This window comes from Prosthecobacter sp. (assembly GCF_046154365.1).
Lineage (GTDB): Bacteria > Verrucomicrobiota > Verrucomicrobiia > Verrucomicrobiales > Verrucomicrobiaceae > Prosthecobacter.
Map to the genome: position 1 here is coordinate 69909 of NZ_JBJXFV010000009.1, position 9683 is coordinate 79591.

Consider the following 9683-nt stretch of genomic DNA (forward strand, 5'->3'; position numbering starts at 1 on the left):
GATTGTTAGATAAGCTAAACGTCTCGCAGGATTGCGTCAATCTCGGATTCTCAAAAAAGAGAATTATCAGGCTTTGCGGCTGCTTTTGGTGCCTTTACCGCTTCTGCATGGCCTCGCGCAAGTGCTCCCAAGCCCGGCGAAAATCCTGCTGCATGACACACAACGCGGCGATTTCCTGATGGACATAGGATGGGGCGTTCGGGATGGCGGCCACCTTTTCCAACGTGCGCAGGGCGCCGTTGATGTCGCCTTGGTTCTTCTGCGCTTGGAACAGATCAATGCCACGCCGGGCATCGGTCGGATTGTAAAGCAGGGCACGCTCGAGTGCAGGGATGTCGCTGCTGGTTCCTGGTGCGGTACGAATGACGGAGGGCAGATAAGGGACCACTGTCTGGCACGCCCGCTGGAAGTCGGAATTGCGGGCGTAGTGCTCGGCCAGAATCCGCCAGCCGTCGTCCCGCCACTTGCGGTTGGTTTCGAGTGCGGAGATGAGCGCCGCCTGGTCACCGTGACGATACCAAACTGTGAAGACCTGTTCTCGTTGGGGCGGGGTGAGTCCTTCAAGATCTGGCTGGTTTTGCACCAGTTTGCGAAAAAACTGCTCAAATTCATCACGGTTCGCAACCCAATTGAGCTGAATGATTTTGAGCTCGTTCGTGTTGGCGAGATCCCATAACGCTGCCTCGAGTTCCGGGAATGGCTCGGCCTTGCTCAATAGCGTGGAGTAATAATAACCGGGCCACCGTAAAAGAATCTCACGCCAGGGAATAATAGCAAATTCGGGGCGATGGTTGAGCCAAAACAAGCCTTCGTGGTAACATAGGTCGGTATAATTGGGGTTGAGGGCTCTCGAACGGGAAAAATCTTCCAATGCAGCTTCCGCCGGCCGCCCCATGCTTAGCAAGACTGAGGCCCGTTCGTAATAGAGCAGGAAATTCATCGGCTTCATTTCGATGGCGGCATTGTAAAGGGGCAAAGCGGCCGCAGGGGAACCGCTAGCGGCAAAGGCTGAGGCTCGCTTGTGTAACATTTCGCTGGCACTGGTGCCGAGCAACCAAGGGCGCCCACTGACAACGGCAAACCAGCAGACCCCGAAGAAGAGAGCAGCGGTTCCTCCGGCCCAATTTAGCAGCTTGGTGCCGCTGCTTGCAGAGAATGGCAGCCGTCTGGGCCGTACTGCGATGCCAGCCAGCAAGGCAATGAGAGAAAAATAACCAAGTCCATGATTGGGAACATCAAACAGGCCATGAACCAAACCGATTCCACAAGCAATGACCGCCGAATTTCTTAGCCGTCGGTCCTGCCGTCGTCCACGTTCCTTTCTCCTGCTGCGGAACCAAGGGCCGGTGACGCTTAAAAACCAGACCACCATAAGGACTGCTGGCAGCACGCAGAGCAGGCCGCCTTCGGCCAGCAGCCAAAGCACATCGCTCTCAGGATGGATGTACATTTCACGTTGATTGTATATTGGGAGAAACTGTTGAAACACGGTGTCGAAGTTTCCAAGCCCGATGCCCACCCAGGGATTCTCCAGGCTCAAGTTCAAGGTATGCGAGTAAATGACAGAGCGTCCTTCAACGACAGTTCCTCCTTCACCACTGCGTTGCTCTGCAAACCGTCTGGCGACACCTCCACCGCTGAGCACTAACAATGTGGCGATGATACAGACCACGGAGATTGTGATCATCACCTTTTGGAAAAAGCCTCTTCCCATCGCGGAAGTGCCCAGCCAGACCGTCATGCCTAGAAATAGCAGCAGCACACCTGCACGGGAAGTGTTGACGAAAATGCAGGCCAGCGGCACGAGAGCGCCCATCGCAAATGCCGCCCATGCGCGTGATTTGCGGCGTTGCGCATCAAAAGCCAGCGCGGCGCATAGCACGCAAACCAGCGCCGCCAGACTGCTGCCATGGTTGCGGTTTGCGAACGGGCCGAAGTAAACATCGCCCCACTCTGGTCGGCGTGGCCACCAAGGTAGGCTGATGAGTTTGAAATTCTCCAGAAGTGACAGCACACACAGCAAAAGACCGCCTACGGCCACCGTCTGAAGCATCGCTCGTCGCTCATCACTGGAGAATCCACGGGTAAGGCACCAGAGCAGCCAAAGTACGCTCAGTGTCATCAAGCACCAGGACTCCAACGTCACCCAGGCCTGAGGCGTCAGCGTCTCTGACAAATTGATGCCCCAGTCCTGGGTCAGTCGTGTGCGCCAGATTGGCCCCCCCCCCTGCCAGGAGGCGGGCATGAAAGCCAGCAGCGGCACCATCACCAAGCTTAGCAGGCACAGACTTGGCCACAACGGCAAGCGGCGGCGCGGAGGAAAGACAATCATCCAGATCGCCATCAAAATGGCCGCCAACGCCTTCGACCATGTCTCGCGGCCAGCGCCCAAAAAACACACCAGCACGGGCAGCAAGGCAAGAATGACTCCGCGCCAAGCTGGACCAGCCAGTTCTTGTTCTCGGGAGCGCGTGCTATCTTCACCGTCCTCATCCTCAATCTCTGTTTCTTCAATGGCAGGATCCGCAGTCTTCATGGCTGCCATATCGGGCTGGCGAGGATCGACTGCCCGCATGCTTTCATCCACCAGCAGCGGGGCGGGCTGGGCAGGGGGCGGAGAAGAATCATCGGACAAAGTCATGTGGAAATGGGCGGGTTGGAAGATTGTTCCAGAAAGTCCGGCAATGCGCCCCATTTTTCCAAGCATCGTTCGAGCGCGGGAATGAATACATCCAATCTTACCTGCCATTCAGCCGCTTCGGTTTTGTCTTGCGGCCGATAAAGCATGCAAAGCCTGCCACACGGCAGACGTAATGCTTCAGCGTGGTGGTTTGTTTGAAAACCGGCATTCAGCTTCATGCGTGTCAGACCATGCCTTAATTGTTGGCAGAAAGCTTCCAGATCCTCGCAGCGCTCCACTTCGAAATCCAGCACACGCCCGTAGGCACGGAAAAACTCTCTTTGTCGCCGCTTTTCCATCACTGCGTCGAGTTGCGCGCGCAATGTGGACCAGCTTTTCACATAGCCCAGATAGCGCGCCGCCCACAGGGCCAGCAGAAAGAAGAACGTTCCTGCCACTGGCAGCGCGATCCCTTTGGTGAGCAGGATGCTCAAGCCCGCTACGCTCAGGATCAAACACACCGTATAAAGCACCGCCAGCGCCCGCCCCTTGCTATAGCCCAGGAGGATCAGTCGGTGGTGAATATGCTCCGCGTCCGCCTGGAAGATCGGCAGCCCCCGCATGCCGCGGCGGATGATCGCAAAGAGCGTGTCCAAAATAGGCACGCCCAGCGCGATGATGATCACCAGCAGCGCACCGATCACCGAACCTTTGTTCGAAGTAAACAGTGACACCGAGGCGATGAAAAACCCGATCAAATAAGCGCCACCATCTCCTAGAAAAATCTTTGCCGGAGGCAGATTGAAGACCAAAAACCCCCCCAGAGCTCCGGCCATTGCCAATGCTACCACCACGACATCGGGCTGGTAGCCATGGTGGCCGATAATTGCCAGCGTCAGGCATAGAAACAGGCCGAATCCACCCGCCAGACCGTCCATGCCATCAATCAGGTTCACAATGTTCGGGATGCTCACCAGCCAGATCAGCGTCAGTGGCAGACTCCACCAGCCCAACTCTACAGCCCCCTCACCAAACGGGTTGCTCAGCATGTCGATCGAAACACCCAGTGCGTACAGGATCAAGGCCGTGCCGATCTGCCCGATGAGCTTTACTCTGGCTCCCAGCGGCTTCAAATCATCCACGAAACCCACGCTGAATATCAGCGCATTGCAGATGGCCACCGGCAGCCAGCGGCTCCAGCCCAGACCGCCAATATAACCCGCCACCAGTGAGGCCAGCCCTACTGCCAGGAAGATCGGAGCACCGCCGAGCCGTGGAATCGCCTTCCCATGCAGTTTGCGTCTGGTGTCCGGCTCATCCAGGCCGATGCTGCCGCCGCGCTTCAAAACCCACCAAGTGCCCAGTGCGGCCACCACCAGTGCTCCACAGAAATACCCGGTCATTTCCACCCATGGGACATTGCGTGGAGCCCAAGGTCCCATGTGAATGTCGTTGGGTGCTGGATCAATCATGCGCGGTGGGTTGGGTCAGGTGGGAAAGCTAAAGAGCATAGCCGTTGCAAAATCAACGTTCAACACCTCAGCGCGGAAGAACTCGTTGATTGCATCTTTCCAGATCGCATCTTGAACTTTGCCCCCGCACCCCGCACCATCGCCGATGCTTCACGACACCATCGCCGCCATCTCCACCGCCCTCGGTGAGGCCGCCATCAGCGTCGTGCGCGTTTCCGGCCCGCAGTCGCTGCAAATCGCCTCTCAGGCCTTCAAATTGCCGCTCAAACTCACGGCACGGCAGGCCCATCTCGTTCAAGTCGTCGATGAGTCCGGAAACCCGCTCGATCACGGCCTGCTGCTCCATTTCAAATCGCCCGCCAGCTACACCGGCGAAGACGTCATCGAATTCCACGGCCACGGTGGCGTTCTCGTCACGCAGCGTGTGCTGGATCGCCTGCTCGCCTGCGGTGCGCGTGCCGCCGAACCTGGCGAATTCACCCAGCGCGCCTTCTTGAATGGCAAAATGGACCTCACGCAGGCCGAGGCCGTGATGGACCTGATCCAGGCGCAAAGCACCCTCGCTTTGCGTGCTGCAAACGAGCAGCTCGGTGGTGCTATCGGTCGCGAAGCCACCGCCATGCAGCAGGAGATCATCCCCGTGCTCGCCCACATCGAGGCCTTCATCGACTTCCCGGATGAGGACATCTCCCCCGAAACCGGCGCCGCTTTGATGCAGCGCCTCGACGCCGTGCTCGAACGCGCGCAAAAACTCATCGCCACCTCCGAACAGGGCCGCATCCTGCGCCACGGCGCCCGCACCGTCATCTCCGGTGCGCCGAACGTCGGTAAAAGCAGCCTGCTCAATGTCCTACTCGGCTTCGAACGTGCTATTGTCAGTCCTACCGCTGGCACCACCCGCGACACCATCGAAGAAATCATCCAGGTGCATGGAATCCCTCTCCGTCTCGTCGATACCGCCGGTCTGCGCGAATCAACTGACGACATCGAACGCGTGGGCATCCAGCGCACTGAGCGCGAACTCGACCGCGCCGACCTCGTCATCGAAGTCGTCGATGCCAGCCAGCCCACTGCCACCGCTCATCGCCTCACACTGCCCGATTCCATCGCCAATCGCCGCATCCTCATCCTCAACAAAGCCGATCTCGGCATCCACCCAAGCTGGTCCGCCGAAGCGAAGGCCATCCCGCTCTCCTGCCTCACCGGCAGCGGCATCGAAACGTTGCGCAATGCCATTCGCGACGTCATCGCCACCGCTGGACCACTCGCCGCCGATCACCCCATCGCCATCAACGCCCGTCACAAAGCCGCCTTCGAGCGTGCCGCCGAGCGCCTCCTCGCCGCCAAGACCGCCCTAGAACGCAGCGAAGCCCCCGAATTCATCGCCCTCGAAATCCGCGAAGCCCTTCAAGCCATCGGCGACGTCATCGGCCAGGTCGATGTCGAACGCATCCTCGACGTCATCTTCTCCACCTTCTGCATAGGAAAGTGATTCTCCCGCCGTTTCATCCTCCATCCAGTGCTCAGTAAGCAGTGCTCAGTTCCCAGTGGTCCGGTAACTGAGCACTGAGAACTAAGCACTGAGCACTTAAACCATCTTCCCACCATGAACCGCCGCCACTTCTTCACCACCGCACTCGCCGCCACCGCCGCCTCCCGCCTCAGCGCTCAAACCATCGCCAAAGCCGCCGCTGATCCCGCCTACGTCATCAAAAACAAAGGCATCAAACACACCCTCATGGGCTGGTGCTGGAAGCCGATGGACACCCTCGTGCTCGCCAAGCACGCCAAAGACATCGGCCTCGTTGGCATCGAAGGCATCGACCGCAAATACTACCCCGATGTGAAGGCGCTCGGCCTCGACATCTCCCTCGTCAGCGGTCACGGCTTCACCAACGGCCCCTGCAACCCCAAGTTCCGCGATGAGGTCATCGCCAAGCTCACCGAAGGCATCGACGTCGCCGCCGATGTCGGTGCGAAGAAGGTCATCACCTTCACCGGCATGAAGTTTGACGGCATGGACCGTGACCAGGCCATCAAAGACTGCCTCGACACCTGGAAAGTCGTCCTCCCGCATGCCGAAAAGAAAGGCATCACCCTCGTCCTCGAGCACCTCAACTCACGCGACAGCTCTCATCCGATGAAAGGCCACCCCGGCTACTTCGGCGACGACGTGGACTTCTGCGTCGATCTCATCAAGCAAATCGGCAGCCCCAACTTCAAGCTCCTGTTCGACATCTACCACGTCAGCATCATGAATGGCGACATCGTCCGCCGCCTCCGCCTTCACAAGGACTACATCGGCCACATCCACACCGCCGGCAATCCCGGCCGCTGCGAGCTCGACGAGCACCAGGAGATCAACTACCCCGCCGTCATGCAGGCCCTCCTCGAAATCGGCTACCACGACTTCGTTGCCCACGAATTCATCCCCACCTGGGACGATCCCGTCCTCGCGTTGCGTCATGCGGCGATGGTATGTGACGTGTGAAGTGCTCCGCACACTCCGCGTGCGGCAGTTCCGTCATCGATGGCTGAGAAACTCATCCATTGTCAGCCCGATGTCCTTGGCAATCTGTCGCAGCAGCACTGGCGACACATCTCTGCCCTGATGATTCGGCACCGTCGTGCCGCGTCCGTCAACATGCCGATATTGCATGTGCGATCCGCGCTGCCGCACCAAGGCAAAGCCGAGCGAATCCAGAATCGCACACACTTCACGAGGTTTCAGCACCGGCGGCTTCGGCATGGCTCAGGCGGCGATTAAAATGCTCTGCGTGCCGACAAACTCGGCATCCATGACCGGATCACCATCCTCAAGCAGCATTTCAATCACCTCATGGAGGTTGTGCTGGAGTTCATCCAACGACTCGCCCTGCGAGTGCGCTCCGGCAAACCCCGGCACATGGCCCACATACAGTCCTGTATCCGCGCAGCGTTCAATGACAGCGGTGAATGCTTTCTTCATGCCAGATTCTATCGTCATCCTCTCGCTGCGTCAATCCATGCTGCCGCACATCCTCCCTCCTCCTTGCTCCAAGACCGATGCTCGTTAGCGTTTCGCCAATGTCCCTCGACACCATCCAAAACCTCCTCAATTCCGCCTCGCATCGCTCCGACATCATCGCACGCGGCTGGGTGCGCACAAAGCGTGATTCAAAAGCCTGCTCCTTCCTCGAAATCACCGATGGCTCCTGCTTCAAGGGCCTCCAGGTCGTCGTCGATGCCGGATTGGCTTCCGCCGAACTGCTGCCGCGCATTTTGACCGGTGCTTCGGTCGAAGTGACGGGCGATTTAATCGCGTCACCGGCCGCCGGGCAGAAGTGGGAGATGCAGGCGAAGGAACTGCGCATCGTCGGTGAAGCGGATGCGACGTATCCGCTGCAAAAGAAGGGCCACACACCGGAATTCCTGCGCACCATCGCGCATCTGCGGCCGCGCACGAACCTCTTCGGCAGCGTCTTCCGCGTGCGCAGCAAGATGGCCTTTGCGGTGCATCGCTTCTTCCAGGAGCGCGGCTTTTTCTATGTGCAGACGCCGATCATCACCAGCAGCGACTGCGAAGGGGCAGGGGAGATGTTCCAGGTCACGACCTTGAAACCGAACACGCCGTCGAAGCCTGAGCAGGACTTCTTTGGCCGTCCGACCTACCTCACCGTCAGCGGCCAGCTTCAAGGCGAGGCCTTCGCCTGCGCATTGGGCAACATTTACACCTTCGGGCCGACCTTCCGCGCCGAAAACAGCAACACCACGCGCCACGCCGCCGAGTTCTGGATGATCGAGCCCGAGATGGCCTTCTACGATCTCTTCGACGACATGACACTCGCCGAAGAACAGGTGCGCTACCTCGTGCAGGCCATGTTTGACGAGTGCCCGGACGAACTTGAGTTTTTCAACAAGTTTATCGACAAGGGCCTCATCGAACGCCTCAAGCAGACGCTCGACAAACCCTTCGAGCGCATCAGCTACACCGACGCCGTCGAGATCCTGCTCCAATCCGGCTGCAGCTTCGAAAATCCCGTCGTCTGGGGCGAAGGTCTGCAAACCGAGCACGAGCGTTTCCTGGCCGAAGAGCATGTCAAAGGCCCCGTCACCATCTTCAACTACCCCAAGGACATCAAACCCTTCTACATGCGCCAAAACGACGACGGCAAAACCGCCGCAGCCATGGACCTGCTCGTCCCCGGCATCGGCGAAATCGTCGGCGGCAGCCAGCGCGAGGAGCGCCTCGATGTTCTCGAAGCCTTGATGGCCAAGCAGAACCTCGATCCCGCGAATTACTCCTGGTATGCCGACCTCCGCCGCTACGGCACCGTCCCGCACGCCGGTTATGGCCTCGGCTTTGAACGCCTGCTCATGTTTGTCACAGGAGTTCCCAACATCCGCGATGTCATTCCGTTTGCCCGTACACCGGGGCATGCGGCTTATTGAGAGCATTATGGAACGAAGTTTCAAAGTGCTCAGTGCTCAGTGCTCAGTTCTCAGTCATGCGCTGCGGTGGCTTGGTGGAATACTGAGCACTGAGCACTTGGCACTGAGCACTTTTCTCCTCTTTGCCAGCCTGACTCCCGCCGCCGCCCAAACCGGCCTCACCATTCAGCTCGTCTCCGAGCAAGCCGCCATCGTTCCCGGCAAACCGTTCACCGTCGGCCTCTGGCTCCAGCATGATCGCGGTGCGCATACCTACTGGCGTTTCCCCGGTATTGTCGGCGTGCCGACGCAGATGAAGTGGAGTTTACCGAAAGGCTGGAAGGCAGGCGAACTCGTTTATCCCGAGCCTGAGCGCACGCTCATGTTCAAGATCAAGGCACAGGGCTTTGATCGTGATGTGATGTTGCGCACCGAGGTAACACCGCCCGCGAACTTGAAGGTGGGCGACTCCATCACCCTCGCCGGCCTCGCCTCATGGATGTGCTGTGGCAACTCCTGCCATCCTGGCTCGATGGAACTCAGCCTCACATTGCCCGTCGCCGAAACCGCCGAGTTGAATGGCAGATGGCACAAGTTGCTCGATGAAGAACGTGCCCGTGTCGAACAGACCAGCGATGCCTGGACCTCCAACGCAAACGAAGCGGGTCAAACCATCACGCTGATGCTCAAACCCGCCACCGCGCAGGCTCGCCTCAGCAAAAATCAGCGCGAAGCCGACAAGATCATCGTCTTCACCGAAGACGGCTGGTTCGACACCGACAAACCGCAAATCATCCAGCGTCACGACGACGGCAGCCTGACGATCACCCTCATCAAAGCCGATGCCTATCTCGGCAGCCAGCCGCCGAAGAACCTGCGCGTCATCGTGCGCAACGACAACGGCTGGTTGCAGGATGGCAAGCTACGCTGCCTCCAGATGGCGCCAAAGATCGTGCGCGGAGGTTAGGCCTCCGGCCTGACAATGGACAGAGGCTTCCAGCCTTTTTCCCGGACGAAGGCGGGACGCCTCGATCCGCTGACAGGCTGGAAGCCTATCCTCGTGCGCTGTGGAGCGCCACAACCCTCCGAGGTGGAATACCTCGGCCATCTGGAACCGTGTTCCGGGTGAGAACTTAAAGTAACTGCGTCGCCGTGAGGCGGGGTGGAGAGCAACCAAAAGA

8 protein-coding genes are annotated in these 9683 nt (G+C 58.9%); 4 read left to right on the top strand and 4 right to left on the bottom strand.

Features of this window, described 5'->3' with window-relative positions; genetic code table 11:
* Positions 1–94 precede the first annotated feature (94 nt).
* Together ACKVY0_RS01400 and ACKVY0_RS01405 are read right to left on the bottom strand one after the other, a co-directional pair.
* On the bottom strand, positions 95–2641 hold the full coding sequence (locus ACKVY0_RS01400) for an O-antigen ligase family protein (RefSeq protein WP_409212993.1): 2547 nt from the start codon (positions 2639–2641) through the stop codon (positions 95–97).
* A complete protein-coding gene (locus ACKVY0_RS01405; protein WP_409212994.1) occupies positions 2638–4092 on the bottom strand; it encodes an MraY family glycosyltransferase in 1455 nt (484 codons plus the stop codon). Before ACKVY0_RS01405 ends, ACKVY0_RS01400 begins: the two co-directional genes overlap by 4 nt.
* Positions 4093–4237: 145 nt before the next feature.
* Between ACKVY0_RS01405 and mnmE the strand changes: the two genes are divergently transcribed.
* Together mnmE and ACKVY0_RS01415 are read left to right on the top strand one after the other, a co-directional pair.
* Positions 4238–5584 (top strand): tRNA uridine-5-carboxymethylaminomethyl(34) synthesis GTPase MnmE, encoded by a 1347-nt coding sequence (mnmE, locus tag ACKVY0_RS01410; RefSeq protein ID WP_409212995.1) that lies wholly within the window; start codon positions 4238–4240, stop codon positions 5582–5584.
* A 114-nt stretch (positions 5585–5698) separates the two neighbouring features.
* A complete protein-coding gene (locus ACKVY0_RS01415) occupies positions 5699–6583 on the top strand; it encodes a TIM barrel protein (protein WP_409212996.1) in 885 nt (294 codons plus the stop codon).
* Between the two features lie 33 nt (positions 6584–6616).
* Here ACKVY0_RS01415 and ACKVY0_RS01420 read toward each other — a convergent pair whose 3' ends face one another.
* A complete protein-coding gene (locus ACKVY0_RS01420) occupies positions 6617–6841 on the bottom strand; it encodes a type II toxin-antitoxin system HicA family toxin (protein WP_409212997.1) in 225 nt (74 codons plus the stop codon).
* 3 nt (positions 6842–6844) lie between these two features.
* On the bottom strand, positions 6845–7060 hold the full coding sequence (locus tag ACKVY0_RS01425) for a type II toxin-antitoxin system HicB family antitoxin (RefSeq protein WP_409212998.1): 216 nt from the start codon (positions 7058–7060) through the stop codon (positions 6845–6847).
* Positions 7061–7158: 98 nt separating this feature from the next.
* Between ACKVY0_RS01425 and asnS the strand changes: the two genes are divergently transcribed.
* Both asnS and ACKVY0_RS01435 read left to right on the top strand, forming a co-directional pair.
* Entirely contained in the window at positions 7159–8523 is a 1365-nt protein-coding gene (gene asnS / locus ACKVY0_RS01430) for an asparagine--tRNA ligase (protein WP_409212999.1), read from the top strand.
* Between the two features lie 97 nt (positions 8524–8620).
* The gene (locus tag ACKVY0_RS01435; protein ID WP_409213000.1) at positions 8621–9469 is read left to right on the top strand and encodes a protein-disulfide reductase DsbD domain-containing protein; all 849 of its coding nucleotides are present in this window, start codon (positions 8621–8623) and stop codon (positions 9467–9469) included.
* The last annotated feature ends 214 nt before the right edge of the window (positions 9470–9683 follow it).